The organism is Acinetobacter puyangensis, assembly GCF_900096995.1.
Classification (GTDB): Bacteria; Pseudomonadota; Gammaproteobacteria; order Pseudomonadales; family Moraxellaceae; genus Acinetobacter; species Acinetobacter puyangensis.
The window spans coordinates 341,067-359,411 of record NZ_OANT01000002.1 but is presented as its reverse complement, the minus strand read 5'-3'; the positions used below and the strand labels follow the sequence as shown (position 1 = coordinate 359,411).

27 protein-coding genes and 1 tRNA gene are annotated in these 18,345 nt (G+C 38.6%); 16 read left to right on the top strand and 12 right to left on the bottom strand.

Going from position 1 to position 18,345, the window contains the following annotated elements:
- Positions 1-5: 5 nt before the first annotated feature.
- From CRO21_RS06170 to CRO21_RS06120, 11 genes are all read right to left on the bottom strand, one after another.
- Positions 6-311 (bottom strand): hypothetical protein, encoded by a 306-nt coding sequence (locus CRO21_RS06170; RefSeq protein WP_097078444.1) that lies wholly within the window; start codon positions 309-311, stop codon positions 6-8.
- Complete coding sequence (locus CRO21_RS06165; RefSeq protein ID WP_097078443.1) at positions 308-1,771, bottom strand: DNA cytosine methyltransferase; 1,464 nt, start codon at positions 1,769-1,771, stop codon at positions 308-310. Before CRO21_RS06165 ends, CRO21_RS06170 begins: the two co-directional genes overlap by 4 nt.
- Positions 1,768-2,811, bottom strand: coding sequence for a DNA-methyltransferase (locus CRO21_RS06160; protein ID WP_097078442.1), 1,044 nt, complete (start codon positions 2,809-2,811; stop codon positions 1,768-1,770). Before CRO21_RS06160 ends, CRO21_RS06165 begins: the two co-directional genes overlap by 4 nt.
- Positions 2,808-3,671, bottom strand: coding sequence for a DNA repair protein RecN (locus CRO21_RS06155; RefSeq protein WP_097078441.1), 864 nt, complete (start codon positions 3,669-3,671; stop codon positions 2,808-2,810). Before CRO21_RS06155 ends, CRO21_RS06160 begins: the two co-directional genes overlap by 4 nt.
- Complete coding sequence (locus tag CRO21_RS06150; RefSeq protein ID WP_097078440.1) at positions 3,668-4,396, bottom strand: hypothetical protein; 729 nt, start codon at positions 4,394-4,396, stop codon at positions 3,668-3,670. Before CRO21_RS06150 ends, CRO21_RS06155 begins: the two co-directional genes overlap by 4 nt.
- Positions 4,383-4,769 carry a hypothetical protein gene (locus tag CRO21_RS06145; RefSeq protein ID WP_097078439.1) on the bottom strand — a complete coding sequence of 129 codons (387 nt, stop codon included), beginning with the start codon at positions 4,767-4,769 and terminating at the stop codon, positions 4,383-4,385. Before CRO21_RS06145 ends, CRO21_RS06150 begins: the two co-directional genes overlap by 14 nt.
- On the bottom strand, positions 4,766-5,368 hold the full coding sequence (locus CRO21_RS06140) for an ASCH domain-containing protein (protein WP_097078438.1): 603 nt from the start codon (positions 5,366-5,368) through the stop codon (positions 4,766-4,768). The genes CRO21_RS06145 and CRO21_RS06140 overlap by 4 nt, the downstream gene beginning before the upstream one ends.
- A complete protein-coding gene (locus CRO21_RS06135) occupies positions 5,365-5,934 on the bottom strand; it encodes a hypothetical protein (RefSeq protein ID WP_097078437.1) in 570 nt (189 codons plus the stop codon). The genes CRO21_RS06140 and CRO21_RS06135 overlap by 4 nt, the downstream gene beginning before the upstream one ends.
- Positions 5,931-6,257: a hypothetical protein gene (locus CRO21_RS06130; protein WP_097078436.1), complete on the bottom strand. Its 327-nt coding sequence runs from the start codon at positions 6,255-6,257 to the stop codon at positions 5,931-5,933. Before CRO21_RS06130 ends, CRO21_RS06135 begins: the two co-directional genes overlap by 4 nt.
- A gap of 12 nt (positions 6,258-6,269) precedes the next feature.
- Positions 6,270-6,602, bottom strand: coding sequence for a hypothetical protein (locus tag CRO21_RS06125; RefSeq protein WP_097078435.1), 333 nt, complete (start codon positions 6,600-6,602; stop codon positions 6,270-6,272).
- Between the two features lie 102 nt (positions 6,603-6,704).
- Complete coding sequence (locus CRO21_RS06120) at positions 6,705-6,887, bottom strand: helix-turn-helix domain-containing protein (protein WP_097078434.1); 183 nt, start codon at positions 6,885-6,887, stop codon at positions 6,705-6,707.
- Positions 6,888-6,990: 103 nt separating this feature from the next.
- Here CRO21_RS06120 and CRO21_RS06115 point away from each other — a divergent pair, with 103 nt between their 5' ends.
- The 16 genes from CRO21_RS06115 (at position 6,991) to CRO21_RS06045 (ending at position 18,114) form a co-directional block, all read left to right on the top strand.
- Entirely contained in the window at positions 6,991-7,377 is a 387-nt protein-coding gene (locus tag CRO21_RS06115; RefSeq protein ID WP_097078433.1) for a helix-turn-helix domain-containing protein, read from the top strand.
- Between the two features lie 186 nt (positions 7,378-7,563).
- Complete coding sequence (locus tag CRO21_RS06110) at positions 7,564-8,034, top strand: hypothetical protein (protein WP_097078432.1); 471 nt, start codon at positions 7,564-7,566, stop codon at positions 8,032-8,034.
- Between the two features lie 138 nt (positions 8,035-8,172).
- The gene (locus CRO21_RS06105) at positions 8,173-9,093 is read left to right on the top strand and encodes a hypothetical protein (protein ID WP_097078431.1); all 921 of its coding nucleotides are present in this window, start codon (positions 8,173-8,175) and stop codon (positions 9,091-9,093) included.
- A gap of 82 nt (positions 9,094-9,175) precedes the next feature.
- Entirely contained in the window at positions 9,176-9,676 is a 501-nt protein-coding gene (locus tag CRO21_RS06100) for a hypothetical protein (protein WP_097078430.1), read from the top strand.
- A gap of 276 nt (positions 9,677-9,952) precedes the next feature.
- Positions 9,953-10,219 carry a hypothetical protein gene (locus CRO21_RS06095; protein WP_097078429.1) on the top strand — a complete coding sequence of 89 codons (267 nt, stop codon included), beginning with the start codon at positions 9,953-9,955 and terminating at the stop codon, positions 10,217-10,219.
- A gap of 300 nt (positions 10,220-10,519) precedes the next feature.
- Entirely contained in the window at positions 10,520-10,843 is a 324-nt protein-coding gene (locus CRO21_RS06090) for a hypothetical protein (protein ID WP_097078428.1), read from the top strand.
- 43 nt (positions 10,844-10,886) lie between these two features.
- Positions 10,887-11,696: a DUF2303 family protein gene (locus tag CRO21_RS06085; RefSeq protein ID WP_097078427.1), complete on the top strand. Its 810-nt coding sequence runs from the start codon at positions 10,887-10,889 to the stop codon at positions 11,694-11,696.
- A 76-nt stretch (positions 11,697-11,772) separates the two neighbouring features.
- Positions 11,773-12,132, top strand: coding sequence for a hypothetical protein (locus tag CRO21_RS06080; protein WP_097078426.1), 360 nt, complete (start codon positions 11,773-11,775; stop codon positions 12,130-12,132).
- 2 nt (positions 12,133-12,134) lie between these two features.
- Positions 12,135-12,458, top strand: coding sequence for a hypothetical protein (locus CRO21_RS06075; protein WP_097078425.1), 324 nt, complete (start codon positions 12,135-12,137; stop codon positions 12,456-12,458).
- Complete coding sequence (locus tag CRO21_RS06070) at positions 12,455-13,435, top strand: YqaJ viral recombinase family nuclease (RefSeq protein ID WP_097078424.1); 981 nt, start codon at positions 12,455-12,457, stop codon at positions 13,433-13,435. The genes CRO21_RS06075 and CRO21_RS06070 overlap by 4 nt, the downstream gene beginning before the upstream one ends.
- An 11-nt stretch (positions 13,436-13,446) precedes the next feature.
- Positions 13,447-14,481, top strand: coding sequence for a RecT family recombinase (locus CRO21_RS06065; RefSeq protein ID WP_097078423.1), 1,035 nt, complete (start codon positions 13,447-13,449; stop codon positions 14,479-14,481).
- Positions 14,482-14,534: 53 nt separating this feature from the next.
- The gene (locus CRO21_RS06060) at positions 14,535-16,040 is read left to right on the top strand and encodes a 3'-5' exonuclease (protein ID WP_097078422.1); all 1,506 of its coding nucleotides are present in this window, start codon (positions 14,535-14,537) and stop codon (positions 16,038-16,040) included.
- A 202-nt stretch (positions 16,041-16,242) separates the two neighbouring features.
- A complete protein-coding gene (locus tag CRO21_RS06055) occupies positions 16,243-16,458 on the top strand; it encodes a helix-turn-helix domain-containing protein (protein ID WP_097078421.1) in 216 nt (71 codons plus the stop codon).
- An 11-nt stretch (positions 16,459-16,469) separates the two neighbouring features.
- Positions 16,470-16,751 (top strand): hypothetical protein, encoded by a 282-nt coding sequence (locus CRO21_RS06050; protein WP_097078420.1) that lies wholly within the window; start codon positions 16,470-16,472, stop codon positions 16,749-16,751.
- A gap of 20 nt (positions 16,752-16,771) precedes the next feature.
- Positions 16,772-17,131, top strand: a complete 360-nt coding sequence (locus tag CRO21_RS17645; protein ID WP_228150372.1) for a hypothetical protein — start codon at positions 16,772-16,774, stop codon at positions 17,129-17,131.
- Positions 17,132-17,154: 23 nt separating this feature from the next.
- Complete coding sequence (locus CRO21_RS06045; RefSeq protein WP_228150371.1) at positions 17,155-18,114, top strand: tyrosine-type recombinase/integrase; 960 nt, start codon at positions 17,155-17,157, stop codon at positions 18,112-18,114.
- 119 nt (positions 18,115-18,233) lie between these two features.
- Here the strand turns inward: CRO21_RS06045 and CRO21_RS06040 are convergent.
- Positions 18,234-18,307, bottom strand: a tRNA-Trp gene (locus tag CRO21_RS06040).
- Positions 18,308-18,345: the final 38 nt, after the last annotated feature.

Here is an 18,345-nt window from a genome sequence, read left to right as displayed (position 1 = left end):
CCACCTCACCACAAATCTTCACTGCATATCCCCAAGCGAGAAAATTTCATCTCGCCCAGTGCTATGAGTTCTAAATCATTTTCAGTCCATTTATCCTGACCGCATTCAATTGCATGTAATGCTGCTTCTGGACGGGTATAGAATTTGCCGTTTTCATCATAGAAACCCTGATGAAGTGATTTTCCCCACTGGTTTTGAATATCTGGTACCAAACCAAGTGACAGAATGATATTGATACAATCTGTATGGCGATTGGGTCGTGGGAGAGCAACCATCAGCTCCCCGGCTTTCACTGCTACACCGGTGATCATGCTGCCCCCTGAAATTTCAATTCGTGTTTGAAGTTGGCACGTACAAGTGATTCTGAGAATTGAGGTGGAACTGAGTTACCTACCATTCGACACTGTTCTGTTTTAGTTAGTTTGAAGGTATTTCCATTTTCGTCGATCCCATATTCAATGATGTATGTTGATGGAAACCCTTGTGCCGCAAACAACTCATGCGGTTGCCACATACGAAATCCTATGTCATTAATTTGATAAAGCTGACCTTTTACCATCACTAATCCAAATCGATCACGAGTAGATATTGTGCGTAGCGGTTGCGCTATGTCATTACCATCTTTTTCATTGCCATAGAACGCAGTTAGAAAAGCTTGGACTTGAGCAAAGTGGGCTCCACTAGATGTAATTGTATGTAATGGCTCATTCTCAGCTTGACCGATATTATTATTTCTCAACTTGACTACATTGCCGACAACAATGCTATTGTGATCTTTTGCAGTAATCGTATGGATTGGCTCTCGAATATCGCTACCAATTACTCCTGTATAGTGCTTTGCAATAAATGCTGTGACTAAGGCATGATGACCACCCTTTACTCCAGCACAAATAGTTCGTAACGGTTCGTCAATTGGCATAGATCGTGGTGATGATGTATTTGCACACTCTGTTAAAACTGGTGCAACATCATTAGCTGCACTTACTGGAACAATGAACGGTTCTGGATTGTTAATCACATAACGCATGAGCCCATTTGCAATACGGCGGCAAGTTGCCTCAACTAAAGGTTTTTTACGTGTAAATATACTTGGACATGGTATTGACCAATCAACACATTCAGCGGCAGTACGCCATGGTAAAAGTTTCCCAGACTTGACTGCTTTTGATTGTGGATCTGCATGTGTTGGTCTTGGCCACTGAATAGCTAAACCATCACGACGAGCAACCAAGAAAAATCTTCTACGAATTGTCGGTGAACCATAGTCACATGCTTTCATTACACGCCATTCAACGTCATAACCCTGGTGTCTTAGTGCTCTTATAAATGAACGAAATGTTTCACCTTTATATTTCGGATCTGGTTTTCCGTCGTGCCCCACACGTCCCCATGTCTTAAATTCTTCAACATTTTCAAGCATGATTACACGTGGACGTGTTAAATCCGCCCAACGAAGCGCAATCCATGCTAATCCACGGATTTTTTTCTCAACTGGTTTTCCACCTTTGGCTTTTGAAAAATGCTTACAGTCAGGTGAAAGCCAAACCAAACCCACAGGCTGATTGTTTGTAACCTTAATAGGGTCTACATCCCATACGTTCTCGCAATAGTGATGTGTATTAGGATGATTTGCTCGATGCATTGCCAGAGCTTTAGGATCATGATTTATGGCAATATCAACTGCACGACCAAAAGCTTTTTCTAGTCCAGTAGATGTACCACCGCCTCCGGCAAAATTGTCTATGATCAATTCGTGTGGTAATAAGTTCATGCGCTCACCCCACAAATTTTCTCAATTCTCAGCTTTTGAAGATGCTCATAATCTGGATTTAGTTCACATCCTAGATAGTTGCGATCATGTTTAAGGGCGGTTGCAGCAGTTGTTCCGGATCCCATGAAAGGATCAAAAACAACATCATTGACTCGAGATCCTGCAAGAATGCATGGTTCTATTAGATCAGGCGGGAAAGTCGCAAAATGTGCGCCCTTATAAGGTTTTGTCGCTACTTGCCAAACACTGCGCTTATTTCTGGTGAGTAGGTCATATTCACTGTCTGGTCGCTGTAATCGATGTGTACCAGTGCTCTGATTGGGTATAACAGCAGCTCTTTTACTGTTTTTACGCTTGAAATTATCTCGTGAAGATCTCGAGCAAACAGCTTTCATCGTGCCGTTGTGTTTACCTACTGCTATATGACTACCTCCTTGTTCTTCAAGGTCTTGAGACAAACGTTTTAGCGAACTTTCAGCAACAGGTTCTTTAATCGCTTCATGATCAAAATAATAACGACGAGATTTACTGAATAAGAAAATATATTCATGTGCTTTTGTGCATCGATCTGTGATGCTTTCAGGCATGGGATTGGGTTTGTGCCAGATAATGTCTTGGCGCAGGTACCAGCCATCGGCTTGCAATGCGAATGCCACACGCCAAGGAATGCCTATCAAATCTTTTGGTTTTAAATTAGATTGGCTAGCATTTTGTTTGGGTAAAATTAATCCCTTCGTTTTTGGATTTTTACCATCATTTAAGCCTGTCCGAGTCATGCCACGACCAGAACCAGCATAACTGTCACCAAGATTTAACCAAAGTGTCCCATCATCATGCAGCAGCTCTCGTACTAGACGAAAAACTTCAACCATGTTCTGGATATATTCATCAATTGTATCTTCTAAACCGAGTTGACCATTAACACCGTAGTCACGTAAGCCAAAATATGGAGGTGATGTGACACACATCTGAACCTTGGTGCCCTGTTCAATAAGCTGTTGCATGGTCTGGCGGCAGTCGCCAAAATAAATTTGATTCATGCCAAATCCCCCTGTTTTATCTCAAACAAAGGAGCCGCAACTTCTTTTAAGCTTTTGACCTGCTGTTCCATATCTCTTAAAAGGTTTCCAACAACATGTTGGCTTCTCAGATAATTTTCATCACTGTTAAGTAGGTTCAGCTTGTTACGCAATGCAGTTTGAATTGCATATTGATGAGAATTAGGCTTCAACCCAAGTTGTTCACATAACTCAGTCCGAAGTTTTAATAAATACTCTTTTTCTTCACGTGCATCTTCGATAGCACGCACCAAATCAAGTTCTTTATTTTTCTGCTTTAAGTTATCTGTTTTTTGTTCTAAATGACGTTGTGCAGTATCACGATTAGCCAGAGCGATTGCTAATTGCTCACCATATTCTTTCGCAATTTTGTCATGAACATCATTTTGATAAAAACGATTGGTGTTATATTCACGAATCGACCGATCCACACCATCAATAACAAGTTTCAGCCATGCTTCCCGTGGTAAGTCCTGTAAGGGTAATAATGTAGGGCCCTTGACCATTCGCCACACATTTTCACTACGAACAATCAACCCACAGCCTTTTGACACATCATCTTTTGTGATTAAACCTTTGGGTACAGCAAAAATCACACCACTAGAATATTTTAAATAGCTTGACCACTTGCCTTTTGTGATGTCAGACCTAAAATCAGATACAGAAATTTTGCACTCATAAGCTATAGGACAAAATTTTGTGTATGACTTTGGAATTGTGTACACATCTGGACGTGGAGAACCCGCTGGTCCAAGTTGCATATCTTCCCATACAACTCGATCAGTTGAGTTTTGCAAATGCTGTGCGAGGTCGTGTGCAAGTTCATTATGTTTCCATTTCATGCCGCTTCCTCCCCAATACCAAAGCTTTTAGCCTGAGAGTCCACAACTTGTTCAGCAATCCAAAGTTTCCTTAATTGATCTTCAGCAACACCGGTATTGACCCATTCAGCTACTGCGAGGAACTCACGATATGCTGCTACTTTTGAAAATTTGGCATCAACCTTTATTTCGACTTCAATTTTTTCAATGCCAAAACTGTCCGGGATTTCTTTGGTATCTTCGAGTTGTTTTATAATTTCATTATCCAAACCATCCCAACCTTTAGTTTTTAGGCCATTACCACGGCTGATATAACAATCCTTTTTACCTTTCCATAGCTCGTAATGAGACATGCAAGGTGCAGTAAATGGAATATTTACAGTAAATATTCGATCATCAATCCCTGTCGTATCATACAAAGTGATAGAAAGATCAATATTCCACTGTTCCGGATCTTTCAAATGTCCCAGTACCAACGCAATAGCAAGATCTTGATAACCATAAGCACCGATTACAAAATGATGTGGTAATGTCCCAGCCTCAGGAAAACGATCAACTAAAGCCTTTTCCTGAATTTTTTTATCTTCGATATAATCCCTTACATCTACAGAAATAAATTTCATACTCATTTCATATGAGTATTTAATATCTTTGCGATATTCAGCAAGTTGCTGTAACTCGCGTACTTTACTCGGTGCTAATTTGTTTGGATTAAATTTTTTATTACGTTTTTTAAGCTTCGACATAGTTATCTCCGCAGTGTTTTTCAACAATTGATTTAAGTTTTTCTGAACGCTCAATGACCTTCATCTCATCTCTTATGATGTTCCATGAGGCAAGATCTATGGATTTTTGATGTTTAAGCAAACTTTCGATATAGCCTGGTCTACCCAAGGCAAATGAAAGTTTTTGCGCCCGTTCTGGTTTTGCATCACAAAATTGTTTAATGACATTCAGACGATGAATATCATATGAATTGAGCCGATGAATTTTTTTCTTTCGCAGGACTGGCTTTATAACTGGCCGTGGTTTGACTTCTGAAAAACCTTCAAGTTCGGTAATTGGAAAATTTGTTATGTCCCAGTCAAGCGGATTTTTTAAAGTATTGAGAGTGATCATGTTGCACCGCCTTCAATCACTTTGAATGTGATGCACCAAACCCATGGGTTTGCATTCCAACCTTTTTCTTTCCACCCATTTATTTCGTTCCAAAGCATTGAAAAATATTCTTCGGCACAGTAATCATCATCAGCAATCATGCCCTCAGCCACCGCATCCGCTTCTGAAATATCATTCAATCGTTCAACACGAATATTTGTGATTTCTAAAAGAATGCGGGATGCCCATTGTGGCATGTGGATTGACGAGCGTTTCTTCCCAGTTTTAACTTCGCCGTCAGCCCAGTAATGGATTGAACGTACAGGTATATTTCTTGGTAAAATATCATCAAAGCAAGCGTGAGTAGACCATGTCTCCCTAACATATAAGCGATCTCCAACCGCCCCGAATGGACATTTCACTACTCTTGGAAATGTTGATATGTATTGCTGTTCAACCGCTTTACTTATTGCTGTACCTTGCCAATAATGTGTTCCATTTGGGATAAAACCTGTAACCACAGGATGATCACAATTTAAAACTCGCCTAGTCTGCGTCTTACGACCTTCTAAAATCGCTCTGACCATCGGTGTAGAAAAAAGGATTGGGCGTTCTTTCATGCTGCCACCTCATCTTTAAAATGATTAATCACAGCCTGAATCATTGATTCGACATATTCGTAGCATGGGTTAGATTTCTTTAACGAATCACCCCAACTCCACTCCTCACCATATAAAGCATCTAATGTGTTTTGTTCACCTGAATCCAAGTGACGATATAGTCCTTCAAGGTGATTAAACTCTTGATCAAAAAGTGCGTTATACAAGCTTCTTAAAGCATCTTTTGATACCCTTTCGTCTCTATATTCGCGCAACTCTTTAATGACATCTTTTTTAATGTAGATGCGCTTAAGAATTTCATCTCCACTTTCAATAAATACATCTTCATCAATACTGTTATGACCATTAAACATTTTGTTAATCAGATAAGATGGATTAGTTTGAGCTATAAACTCTTTAAATGTTTTGGTTCCACAGTGGCCAAAGAAAGCTGTACCAACGTAATCACCTAATATCACTGTAATGCGACCACCACAGTCCGAATAAGTATTATCTGGATCAAGATAAACTAACGCCCAATCGTCCTGGTACTTGCCAATATTTTTGAGAGAGAATTTTTCCATCATAAATTCTCCACAAACAAAGCATGGATTTCTTGGACTCGTTCAGCTTCTTGTATTGCAGATTCATGATGTAATGCGATGATTTTTTGCAATCGTGCATTTTCATCTTCGAGTTGCATAATTTTGTCATTAAGACGAGTAACTTCCGTTTGCAGTAGTTCAACTTGTTTTTTCTTCTGAATGTAACAAGCTTCTATTCTATCCAATGGACTATCTGTGATCATCTCGTGCTGTTGCACGGAATGATCAATTAAACAATGCTTGCATTGCTCATCACGATATTCAGGGCACTTGCCTGCACTTTTATGTTCTGTTAAATTAGTCATGTTCGTTATCTCTCATTGGCTTTTAGTTGATGGGACAAAAATGCTCAGTTGGTCGTAACAACTGAGCTTTTTTTGTGCTTGTGAAAAGTGTGGTTCTGGATTTGATACTAATTCCAGTGCAAATTCAGGTGTCACATCAATACAGGTATCTACGGTATCTCTGGTAAGATCGAACTCAGTTTGTAGACAATTGAGTAACGCTTCTACCTCGGAGATTTCTTCAATGCATACAAACCGCACCAATTCAGATAACGACATTTTTCTTGATCGTGCTATCGCTTCAAGTTTTCGTTTTTCTTCATCAGTACACTTATGTGTAATGCTCTCGGTTAGTTTTTCGGACATTAGATTTTTTCCTAAAGGAATTGATAGCTGCTTTTTAGATTTGCTCTGTATCCATGGAATGCAGTACAAAAATTTGGCTAATAAAAAAATACTTAAAATAAGTCAGTTTGATTTTTTGATAGGTTCTTTACCATCTAGAAGATCTCGAATTTGGTATTGGCGAGATAACGAAACTTCTATTCGTCCTGTTTTCCACATACTAATTAGAGATTTTTCTACACCAAGTTTTAGGGCCAATTCGGTTTGATTGCACCCTAGCTTTAGACAAATTGCTGCAATGTCCATTTAGTCGCCACATGTTCAATATATTGAACCAATATTAGTTTAAATACATTGAACTAGTCAATAGTTAAAATAATTGAACCTAAAAAATAAAGTTGAATTAACAATGGAAACATTAGGAACTAGATTAAAACGGTTGAGAGACGAGCAAAAACTGACACTACAACAAGTAGGTAAAATTGCTGACAACTCTTCCAAAGCGACTGTGCATTACTGGGAAACAGATTATAGCGAACCAAAAGCCAAAGCTTTAAGCTTACTTGCTCGCTACTATAATGTATCTGCTGATTATCTTCTTTTTGGCTACGAGGATACTTACATGAAAAAAACAAAAGAAACTTTAAGAAAATTGGATAGTTTGATTCATGAAAAAAAAATATCCATGGATCAAATCCAAAAACTAGACTCGGAAGCTACAGGCTTTATTGAATTTTCCATTTCTAAGTTTGAGAAATTAAATTCATCAGATGATGAAGCACAAAAAACGGCGTAACTTCAAAGTTTTAGATTAAGTCTAAGATATTATGTAAATTTGTAAATGCAAATCAATTGCAATAAATATCATACTATTTTCAGTATGATTAAAGTTCTACATCAATAAATTGGTTGACTTTTTAAAAATTAATTTGTGATTAATTTTTATTTTTCTTTAAAAGTATTAACACCATAGGAGTGAATAATGTCATTAAAAGACCTTGGATTATCAGGTTTTGTTGTCGGATTACTTGTATGGGGTTTTGGCTTGGATCAGGATTCCACAGTAGTGGCACTATCGCATTGGCTATCGTACAAAGGGTTATTAGCATTATGGTTGATATCATTACTTCTTCTCGCAAAGACTCTCCTTCTTCTTTTGAAGAAGCGAGGTGAAAACAAAGATAAAGACTTATTAGATATCCAAAAAGTGCAACCCAAATATGAACCATTAAATAATCTCACTATTAAAAACTGCGTCTATTATGATCAGGATGGCAATGCGTTCTGCCCTACATGCAAAACATTAATGACCCACCAGTTGCCAGATTATTATGATGCAAATTATTGGTGGTGCAATGCATGCAAAAAATACTATGTAATAAATCCAACTGATGAAGATAAGGAATTACCTATGCCCTTTTCAACAAGAGGTTACCATGATAAAGATTATTGATTTTAACAGGTTCCAAAAACGGCTTAAGTTCAAGGTGTTGGAATAGATTTTCGTATATGCACTCTAGTCAAATGTAAATAAGTTTCAATTGCAAAAAATATTTGATTTTTAGAATATTAAAGTTATAAGGAGTTAATTATGGGTAGTATTGCTGTTGATATTATGCCTCCAGCATATTGGCAAGATTTTGAAAAGCTCACATTAGATATATGTAAAAAAAGATGGGATGATGACTATGCCCAAAGAAACGGCAGATCAGGACAAAAACAGGCTGGTGTAGATGTTTATGGTTGTAATAAAACCTCTAAGGAATTCACTGGAATCCAATGTAAAAAACGTACATGGACGTTAAAGCCTGGGGCTGATAGTCCTTGTAACACATTAACTAATAAAGAGATAGATAATGAATATTTGGCAGTAAAAGAATTCTCACCTAAATTAGATAGATTCATTATTGCAACCACGGGACCAAGAGATAAAGATTTACAAGAACATGTTAGAAAAATTAATGATACGAATCCATCAATTAAAATTACAATATGGTTTTGGGAAGATTATGTTGAATATTTAAATGATTACCCAGATTTAATGTATCGTTATTATGAAAATATATTAAAGTATCGCAGTTCATATAATTCTGATGAACATTACTTAAGATTACTTTCCATGGCTTTTGATCGACCATCAATCAGAACGCCATTCCATTTAGAAAATAGAGCCACTGATTTCATAGATGCTTTAGCTGCAACTCAAGCTGCCATATCAACAGGTTGCCTAAAAGATTCGGGCAATAAAACTATCGATCAAGCAAGAGTTCCTTCACCACTGCCGAATGAATTAAAACATGCAAAAAAATGCTTGCAAAAAGCTCGAATAATTGCAACAAATGCTATTAAAGAAGGAATAATTCAAGAGCATCACAGTGTAATTGAAATTAGGGATCCAGAAATAGCAATTAAGCTTAACAAATTGAGAGAGGAAGCTGTTAACTTTTTGAATACTGTGTTGAAAAATAATAATTTACCAACTGTAGATAATGAATTTTGGGGAGCACTATAATGATGACATGGACAATGTGATCAATTCCTAATAGTTGTTTATTCTTGCACTAAATTTACAATTGCAATATAGGTAATTACATATGATTTTAGATCGTAAATTACAGCTTGAACTGCTTAATAAAATGGCTTCCACTTATCCAGAATTTTATGATTTCAATCACGAATATTCACATGGCACTAATGAGTATAATAAAGCTGTAGCAAATTTATACTATTTACTACAACATGATTTAGTGGAAACAGGAAGTGTCTTAAGATCAAATGCATTTGATGGTTTAAAGCGTTTACAGTTTGGTACACCCACTATTAATCAAATTGGTTTAGATTTTTTAGCAGATGATGGTGGACTTTCTGCAATACTTGGAGTTATAACTGTAAAATTTGAGGCTGATCAACTAAAAGCTATTCTTGAATCTAAAATCTTGGCAGCTGATTTACCTCCTGCTGATAAGCACAAATTACTCGATGGGCTTCGATCGCTTTCTGCCGAGAGTGTAAAACACCTGACAACGAAAATTGTGGATTTGGGTTGGGATAATGTAGGTTCACTAATTCGGATAATTCAAAGCAGCCTTTCTTAACGCCTTTTGCTATGCGTTGAAATTTTAAATACCCAATAGGTTTGACATAATCCCCTACAGGCACAAAAAACTGATCACCCTCAATATCAATTTCCTCAATATAGATTTGGGTTGAATTTTTATAAAGTCGATCAGAGATAAATATAATATTATCTATTTTCAATTTAAACTCCTATTACCCTGCTATTTACAGGTTTTTCTTTTACCAATCAAAATCCTGTGATTTAAACTCAAGTTGCATTTTCAATTGTTTAAATCACTTATAAGGAACAATTTATGTACTCAATAATCTTGCGTGAAATTATTGAAAATAATGAAACAGATGGCATTCTAGTTAAAAGGCGAGAGGAAACTAGCGCTGCTTATATCCCTTTAATAGGTCAATGGCTGTCTTTAATCGATGATGAAACGGAAGTTGTTTATGAAATAGTACAGATTTCATATCCTTTGTGGAGGAACGGAGAGTCTGTAGAGATTTATATAAAACGCCTTGGAGATAAGGAGGAAGTTGAGGGTACATTGACTCGTGAGGATGAACTATAGTCGCCCAATCTGGCATTGTCTCACCTTTGTATAAGATAAAGGCGACATAGTTTGACTTTTTGTCTTTGTCGGATACTGGTTGAGATGCTGTTATCTCAACAATGTGACCATTACTTTTAATAGCAAGCATAATAAACTCCAATCCACCCATCCTTGTGATGGGTTTTCTTTTGTCTATTAAAACATAAAAATAAATTATTGTTAAATTTATTGAACAAAATAATTAACCAAAAATTCTTTATGAGTTAAATTTATTGAACAAAGCAAAAACCAGTCTTACCCCCACAAGAGGACTTAACCATGAAATCCACAGACCATACCCAGTTTATTGACGACATCGACGGCGGTGTATTTGCACAGCAGCTCGGCTATGCAATTAGTGAAGTTGCATCGGCTGTCGTAGACAACGACAAAGCTGGAGAAATCACAATCAAATTGAAATTAACAAAAGGTGTGGGTGCAAACAGCGTAACTATCGACCACAAACTGACATCTATTGCCCCACTTGCCGATGGTCGCAAATTAGAAGATCACGGTGCAAAAACATCTATGTACGTCAATAAAGACGGTGATGTCACCTTGTTTGCAAACCACACTGCCCAGCTTTTTGAAGAAAACGCTTAAATCAGGCGTTTTCAAGACCAACCCAACCTAGAAGGTAAATATCATGTCATTAGAAAATAGTGAAGTTGCAGCAGTTGTTGAACATTGCAATCCAGTTCTGGAAGTAGAGCGCGGTAGCCTGCAAGCGGTTCATCAAAACTACAAAATTTTGGACGCAGAACAGTATCAAAATGGCCGTAACCGTATCCGTGGCAAATTCGCCACTCCAATTTTTGCAGACTTTGCACAATACATTGATCATCCGAAAGTAAACCAACCTACACCAGTTTTTGTATCTCGTGATGATGTCAAAGCCGTCGCTGTGCTGAATTACATCGAAGTTGGTTATGACCAAGGCCATTGCGACCACACTGCAACTTTACAACTCGATCCAACAGTAGTTTGGAAAAAATTAACCGGTCTTAAAGACACCAAGCTTGATCAAAAACGCTTTGCAACCTTTTTGGAAGACTGGGCAACTGTGTTGACTGCGATTGATGCAGATGACAATAAAATCGATATTAAAGATGCGATTACTGCTGTTCGTAATATGAAAGTAGATGTCAACTTATCGACTGATGCAGAAGTTGAAAACACCCGTGAAGTCCGCACCGCACAAACTGCTATCGCTGCTAAAGCAAAACTTGGCCAACTCCCTGCAAAATTCAAAATTTCTGATACCGCTTATGTGGGTCTTGATAAAAAAGAAATCGAATTGCGCCTAATCGTAAATGGCGGTAGCGGTGAGCCTATTTTCGCAATCCAGATTGTGAAAGAAGAAATCTTGGTAAATGAAATTATCCAGGAATTTAAGCAAAAAGTAATTGATTTACTGCCAGAACAACAAGTTCTGATCGGCACATTCCAAGCGTAATTCTTAATTTTTAAGCAGTAAAAAGCCCCTCTGAACGGCTAAATCTGAAGGGGCTTTTCACAACAAGGACTCTAATATGTCACAAATAAAACCTCAATTCAAGCTCGCACTAGGCGCAATAGCGTTGATGTGCATGCTCGGATTTGTTCAAGTCAAATCCGAAGAACCAAACAATCCGCAAAATTCTCTCTATGTAGAGCCGTGTCAAGTGGATTACACCAAGCTTAATCACGTGACTTGCACTGCCTATATATCAATTGCGGGTAAAGAATATCAAGCACTTATTGAATCAGTGGATTACACATATTTGACGGACGTAAGCGTTGAGTATGTGCTGATCGAATATCCCGGCGATGCAGTCATCGAAAAGCAGATCAACAATGAGTTGATTGCGTACTTTGATGATCGTCGTACGGCTTGGTTCCGGAGAGTTTAAACATGAAAATCAAAGAACAATTTTTTGTTATCAAGAATCTAAAGACTGGGCAGTTTGTTTGCAGTGTTGGGTCTGATAATCATAAATCCTCTTTCACACGTTTACTTACTGCTGCTAAATGCTTTCAAACACATGAATGTGCAGAAGATGCAATTGAAACCATCCGTGTATTTTTTACAAGCAAGGAAGCGGAAGCTGCTAAAGCCGATGATCATCCTGAATATCGTATAGAAGACGCACAGCGAAATTATGAAAAATTCGCCAAAAATCTTGTTATTTGCAAACTAACAAGAACTCACTCTATTTCAAAAGGAGTTGAACGATGAATACACAAGTAGATCGTGACCAATTTCTTGCAGGTCGTAAAAAAGGCATCGGTGGTTCTGATGTCGCGGCAATTCTGGGTTTTAGCCCGTATAAATCCCCTTACGCCCTGTGGTTGGATAAGACCGGACGATCTGAAAAGAAAGAATCTCAAAGCGAGTCAGCGCATTTTGGCAACTTGCTCGAAGATGTGGTAGCCAAGGAATTTTCACGTCGTACTGGCATGAAAGTTCAACGTGTTACTCAGCAATTATCTTTAGATGAGCATCCGTGGGCTTTGGGAAATATTGATCGAGCAATTATTAATCCTGAAATTGCTGGCAATGTACGGTTTAAAAATGGAGAACTGACCACTGACAAGCTGCTCGAATGTAAGACTGCAAGCGAATATATGAGCAAACTTTTTGGAGAGGAAGGTACGGATCAGGTTCCGGATTATTACCTTACACAATGCCTTTGGTATTTGCTCATTACAGGTTGTAAAGAAATTCATCTTGCTACACTGATTGGTGGCAACAAATTTCGTATGTATCGCATTGAACGTGATGAAGATTTGATTCAGTCAATTTTCAGCCAAGTAAAGGCATTCTGGTTCAACCATGTTATTGCTGATGTACCACCCGACCCGACTTGTTTTGATGATGTTTTACATCGTTGGTCAAAGCATATAACCGGCAAACAGGTTGAAGCCGATTTTGAGCATATCAAACTTGGCGAAGAATTTGTTGCAGTTCAAAGTCGCCAAAAAGCAGATAAAGCACGTGAAGATGAAATTAAATTAAAGATCGTCTCCACCATGCAAGATGCTGAAATGATGATTAGTCAAGGCAAAACCCTATTCACCTATAAAGAACAATCCTCTACCCGTATTGACAGCACGCTGTTGAAAAAGGAAGAACCAGATTTATTTGCGAAATACAGCAAAACATCCAGTACCCGTGTTTTCCGTATCTCAAACAAATTTAAAGAAACAATTTAAGGAATTTTATTATGAATACAGCAGTAAGCGTACCAAACAATACTATGCCAGCACCTATCACAGCTTTCGATATTATGATGAATCCCGAAATGATGTCTCGTTTCGAGAAGTTGGCTGAAACGATGGCATCGTCTAAGTTTTCTGTACCAAAGCACCTTCAGAATAACCCAAGTGACTGTCTTGCAGTAATTATGCAGTCCGTACAATGGCAAATGGACCCATTTGCAGTAGCGCAAAAAACACATCAAATCAATGGCACCCTTGGTTATGAAGCGCAGCTTGTAAATGCTGTAATCATTAACCGTGCACCAGTCACAGGTCGCTTGCAATTTGAGTGGTACGGCGATTGGGCAAAAATTAATGGGAAAGAAGATAAGTCGTGGGATAAAGGTGTAAAGGTCTGGGCAACATTAAAAGGTGAGACAACACCACGCGAAATCACTCTATCAATGGGACAAGTAGGTCCTGTTCGCAACTCACCATTATGGCTTGCTGATCCACGCCAACAACTTGCTTATTTAGCTATTAAGCGTTGGTCTCGTTTATATACACCGGATGTAATCCTAGGTGTTTACACCCCTGATGAAATCGTTGAACGTGAAGAAGTAGATGTTACACCTGCTCAATCACAAGTAAAAAAACATCAAGGTGCGGGTGGTCTCAAGGCTCAGATGGCTGAACGTGAGCAGCAACAGGAAGCTACTGTCATTGATATGGAATCTCAGGCACATGATAGTGCACCTTATGATGTAGATGGTGCAATAGATCACATTAAAAAATTGAATACCATTGCCGAACTCAAAGAGTTCTCAAAAGCAATTCCTAGCGATATTGCAGAAGATCAACAAGCCAAAATTAAAGAAACATACAGTACACAATATCGCTTTGTTCAGGTGCTTGATGGTATCGAAGCTGCAAAATCACTTGAAGCATTGGATGGAGTTATGGCTAAAAGCTTTGAACCACATTCCGCAAACTTTAATGATCCTCAGACTAATGCGATTAATTTGAGTTATGAGCAAAAACAAGCAGCTTTAACGGCTTAATCATTGGCATGCGGTGCCCTCAGTTTTGAGGGTGCCAATAGGAAGATAGGAATATGAACCCAACTATTGAACAACAAAATGCCATAGATATGGCATTACGTGGACAATCATGCAAAGTGACTGCCTATGCAGGTGCCGGTAAAACATCTACGCTTAAACTTATCGGGAATGCTAAAACCGGTCAGGCAGGCATGTACCTGGCATTTAACAAAGCTATCGCAACTGAAGCACAGGCAAAGTTTAACCAAAATGTAAAATGCAGAACTTTTCATAGCCTTGCTTATAATTCAGTTCCAAGATGGTTGACCAATAAATTAAAGAATCGTCGCTTGATGTCAAACCAATTGGCATCTCGTCATGATCTTGAAAATTATCAGGTGCCAGTGGCATTGGTCAAACAACGTGGTGAGGATGACCGGAAGCGTTTATTTAATTCTAAACATATGGCTACCGCAATGATGAACGCTGTGGGATATTTCTGCCGTTCCAACCATGTGGAGATCCAGTTAGCACAGGTCTATGCTGCACTACCCGACTGGATGGATGATACATACCGTGCTGAACTTGCCAACATTCTTTTACCTAAGGCTAATGATTACTGGAATGACATTTTAAATCCTGCTGGCATTAATCGTCTCGAACATGACCATTACCTAAAATATTGGGCATTGAGCAATCCAGTGATTAATGCCGACTTCATTTTATTTGACGAGGCACAGGATGCTGATCCAATCATGTTGAATGTTTTGAGCAAGCAACGTGCTCAAGTCATCTATGTAGGTGATCGTCACCAGCAAATCTATGCGTTTCGTGGTGCTGTCAATGCAATGCAATCACTGGAAATTGCTGAAACACGTTTAAGTCAGTCATTCCGTTTTGGTCAAAACATTGCCGACCTTGCCAACAAAATTTTGTTCAATGTGCTGGATGAGGAAATTCCACTACGTGGTTTTAAGCAGATCGATTCCCATGTTTGTGAAATTGGCAATGAAATTGCCGATGCATTTATCTATCGCACCAATGCCGCTGCCCTCTCCAACATGGTTGAGCTGGTCAAAATTGGACGTGAACCACGTCTTGAAGTTGATACAACATCATTATTAAAAAATATTGAAGATGCCAAAAAAGTTAAATCTGGTATCAAAGTACATGATGGTAGCGTGTTTGAAGGCTTTAGTAATTGGGAAGAAATCACTGAGTACACAAACGAAGTTACCGGAAATGATCTTAAACCGCTGGTCAGTCTGATTAATTCAGTAGGTGAAAATGCATTAATTGAAGCATTGCTCAAAAGCAACTCTAGCGATTATGACTGCATTGTCACCACAGCCCACAAATCTAAGGGTCTGGAATTTAACAAGGTCAAACTTGGTGATGACTTCTTCTATAAAGAATCCGCTAGTGATGGTGAGAAAGTCTTAACGGACGATGAAGCAAGACTTTTATATGTCGCTGCAACCAGAGCTAAAAAACAGCTTGATATTACGGCTCTAAATCCGTTGTTCAAAATTATTGGTGGTACCAAGATTCAGAAACTTAACCCTGAATTGGTCGAGTAATTCCACGTTAGCCAGAAAGGATGTTGGCTCTATCTAGGCCGTGTAGGAATCGTGAAAGGTGATCCTGACCAAGCCCACCACTGCAATGGTGCAAGCAAAGAGTAACGAGGTGGAACAACGGTTAGCCAAGCATTCATATTGCAGCATGCCCCACTGTGGCGATACGGGGTAACAGATTAATTTAAATAGATAGGTATTAAAAATGAAAGAAGCAATTTTAACTCATGCAAAGATTGATGAACTGATTCAATCAGATAGTAAAAACCTTTTTCGCGATGTTCTTGCAATTATCGAAAAACCCGTAATTGAGAGCGTTCTTATTCGATGCCGTGGCAATCAAACTGCCGCCGCTGAAATTCTTGGTTTAAACCGAGGCACCATGCGCCAAAAAATGAAAAAACTTGGCATGTTGAAGTGAGGGAAATACAGATGCCTAAAGTAAAAACAGAATATCTCCAAATTGGTGAAATCAGCGGTACACCGGATCAGGTTGCGAAACAGATTTATCATCGAATTATTGGTCCAATGGTAGAGGCAATGGATAAAGAAGATCCAGAACAGGCCAGATTATTTGCGATGCATATTTTCGGGTTAAGCACTTCAATGCTGGCTGATACTTTACCAACAAAGTCTTTTGAAAGATTTGTGACAACAACACGCGACACTGTAGTAGGAATACTCAAAAAAGAGCGTGGCGAGTTAAAAAATTAATTATTTTTTGAGGTGCTGTGATGCCAAATGAAATTTTAGAAGCATTGCTTGAGTTGGGTCTAACACCTATTGACTGGGTTGATGCAAGTCAATTTTCTAAACTCACTGGCATTGCCGAGGAAAAACTTAATCATCGTCGCAAAAAATGGCCACAAGATATAGTCTGGTCAAAACAAGACGGAAATATATATTTTTCGATAAAGGGTTATAATCAATGGCTGACAGAACAAGCCCAAAAGCGTTACCAACAGGCGTCCGGATACGCAATGGATCAATCCAAATCTACTTTGAACGTAAAGGAAAAGAATACAACATCACACTCCCGCACCCCACGACTGCGGAAGGTATTAGCGCAGCCAGTAAAATTAGAAGCGACCTAATTACTAAGGCTGAATGGGGTATTTTGACTGATGAAGACATTGCTAAAGCAAAAGGTATTACTGTAGAAAAAGAGAGCGTTATCGTAGGTAGTGGCGTTTTATTTCAAGAGGTTGCTCAAAAATATTTACGTTTATGGGATGGCGACCTTAATACCAAAAAAGGATATGTAAATACTCTAAATTTTCACTGGATGCCTCACCTTGCACTAGTACCTATTCACACCATATCTCACGACGACCTTAGGGAATTAATCGTATCTAAAGAGTTCACTACCGCCAAAACTTTAAATAACTGCTTGATTCCCCTCCGTGGTGTTTTTGAAACAGCCATGAAAAGTAAGATTATTACTGAGAATCCAATGGCTGGTATCGAAAATAAGAAAGTACAAATAGGCATTCCCGATCCATTCAGCCGTGAAGAAATGAATGCCCTTCTGGATTGGCTTGATAAAAATATGATCAGTGAGGATCGATTTTACTATTGGTATTTCGAGTTCGCATTCTGGTCCGGTTGTAGGCCGTCAGAAATGCTCGCCTTAAAATGGAATGATATAGATTGGTTTAACAGTACAGTCCGGATCAGTAAAAGCCGAGTAAGAGGTATTGAAAAACCTGTGACGAAAACACATACCATCAGGGATGTATGTCTGAATGAGAGATCTAAACAAGCCTTGACAGAAATACGCAATCTCAGACTTCATCCTAACTATGTAATGTATTGCCCTGAAACTGGTGAGCCTTTTTATAGTGAACAACCCGCACGTGATCGTTTGGTTGAAGCCATGCAAGGCTGTTTTATCCGGCACCGCCCTGCATACAATACCAGGCACACGTATGCCACAATGATGCTGATGGATGGGCTTAATCCGGTATTTGTCGCCTCGCAGCTTGGTCATAGCTTAGAGATGTTAATGAAAAGATACGCTAAGTGGATGAATGGCGATAAAAACAAAATCGAGATGTCAAAGCTGAATACAAATTAGATTTAATGAAGGGTTGCGAAATGCAGCCTTTCTTTTGAAGAGTTTAAAATTGAAATCCTGTCAAAAACCTGTCAGAAAAATATATAAATTTTTAAGTCTTTGTTTTTATTATTAAAAAGTGGCAGAGGATCAAGGACTCGAACCTTGACGAACGGTTTTGGAGACCGTCATGCTACCATTACACCAATCCTCTATTTCTATGTTGCTTGTTAAGCTGATGCGAAAGATACC

Coding starts and splice junctions, on each gene's coding strand:
- CRO21_RS06120 (WP_097078434.1), bottom strand. CDS start 6,887: ATGGACATTGCAGCAATTTGTCTAAAGCTAGGGTGCAATCAAACCGAA.
- CRO21_RS06110 (WP_097078432.1), top strand. CDS start 7,564: ATGTCATTAAAAGACCTTGGATTATCAGGTTTTGTTGTCGGATTACTT.
- CRO21_RS06160 (WP_097078442.1), bottom strand. CDS start 2,811: ATGAATCAAATTTATTTTGGCGACTGCCGCCAGACCATGCAACAGCTT.
- CRO21_RS06060 (WP_097078422.1), top strand. CDS start 14,535: ATGAACCCAACTATTGAACAACAAAATGCCATAGATATGGCATTACGT.
- CRO21_RS06105 (WP_097078431.1), top strand. CDS start 8,173: ATGGGTAGTATTGCTGTTGATATTATGCCTCCAGCATATTGGCAAGAT.
- CRO21_RS06065 (WP_097078423.1), top strand. CDS start 13,447: ATGAATACAGCAGTAAGCGTACCAAACAATACTATGCCAGCACCTATC.
- CRO21_RS06115 (WP_097078433.1), top strand. CDS start 6,991: ATGGAAACATTAGGAACTAGATTAAAACGGTTGAGAGACGAGCAAAAA.
- CRO21_RS06145 (WP_097078439.1), bottom strand. CDS start 4,769: ATGATCACTCTCAATACTTTAAAAAATCCGCTTGACTGGGACATAACA.
- CRO21_RS06085 (WP_097078427.1), top strand. CDS start 10,887: ATGTCATTAGAAAATAGTGAAGTTGCAGCAGTTGTTGAACATTGCAAT.
- CRO21_RS06135 (WP_097078437.1), bottom strand. CDS start 5,934: ATGATGGAAAAATTCTCTCTCAAAAATATTGGCAAGTACCAGGACGAT.
- CRO21_RS06050 (WP_097078420.1), top strand. CDS start 16,470: ATGCCTAAAGTAAAAACAGAATATCTCCAAATTGGTGAAATCAGCGGT.
- CRO21_RS06165 (WP_097078443.1), bottom strand. CDS start 1,771: ATGAACTTATTACCACACGAATTGATCATAGACAATTTTGCCGGAGGC.
- CRO21_RS06130 (WP_097078436.1), bottom strand. CDS start 6,257: ATGACTAATTTAACAGAACATAAAAGTGCAGGCAAGTGCCCTGAATAT.
- CRO21_RS06150 (WP_097078440.1), bottom strand. CDS start 4,396: ATGTCGAAGCTTAAAAAACGTAATAAAAAATTTAATCCAAACAAATTA.
- CRO21_RS06075 (WP_097078425.1), top strand. CDS start 12,135: ATGAAAATCAAAGAACAATTTTTTGTTATCAAGAATCTAAAGACTGGG.
- CRO21_RS06140 (WP_097078438.1), bottom strand. CDS start 5,368: ATGAAAGAACGCCCAATCCTTTTTTCTACACCGATGGTCAGAGCGATT.
- CRO21_RS06125 (WP_097078435.1), bottom strand. CDS start 6,602: ATGTCCGAAAAACTAACCGAGAGCATTACACATAAGTGTACTGATGAA.
- CRO21_RS06090 (WP_097078428.1), top strand. CDS start 10,520: ATGAAATCCACAGACCATACCCAGTTTATTGACGACATCGACGGCGGT.
- CRO21_RS06095 (WP_097078429.1), top strand. CDS start 9,953: ATGTACTCAATAATCTTGCGTGAAATTATTGAAAATAATGAAACAGAT.
- CRO21_RS06055 (WP_097078421.1), top strand. CDS start 16,243: ATGAAAGAAGCAATTTTAACTCATGCAAAGATTGATGAACTGATTCAA.
- CRO21_RS17645 (WP_228150372.1), top strand. CDS start 16,772: ATGCCAAATGAAATTTTAGAAGCATTGCTTGAGTTGGGTCTAACACCT.
- CRO21_RS06155 (WP_097078441.1), bottom strand. CDS start 3,671: ATGAAATGGAAACATAATGAACTTGCACACGACCTCGCACAGCATTTG.
- CRO21_RS06170 (WP_097078444.1), bottom strand. CDS start 311: ATGATCACCGGTGTAGCAGTGAAAGCCGGGGAGCTGATGGTTGCTCTC.
- CRO21_RS06070 (WP_097078424.1), top strand. CDS start 12,455: ATGAATACACAAGTAGATCGTGACCAATTTCTTGCAGGTCGTAAAAAA.
- CRO21_RS06080 (WP_097078426.1), top strand. CDS start 11,773: ATGTCACAAATAAAACCTCAATTCAAGCTCGCACTAGGCGCAATAGCG.
- CRO21_RS06100 (WP_097078430.1), top strand. CDS start 9,176: ATGATTTTAGATCGTAAATTACAGCTTGAACTGCTTAATAAAATGGCT.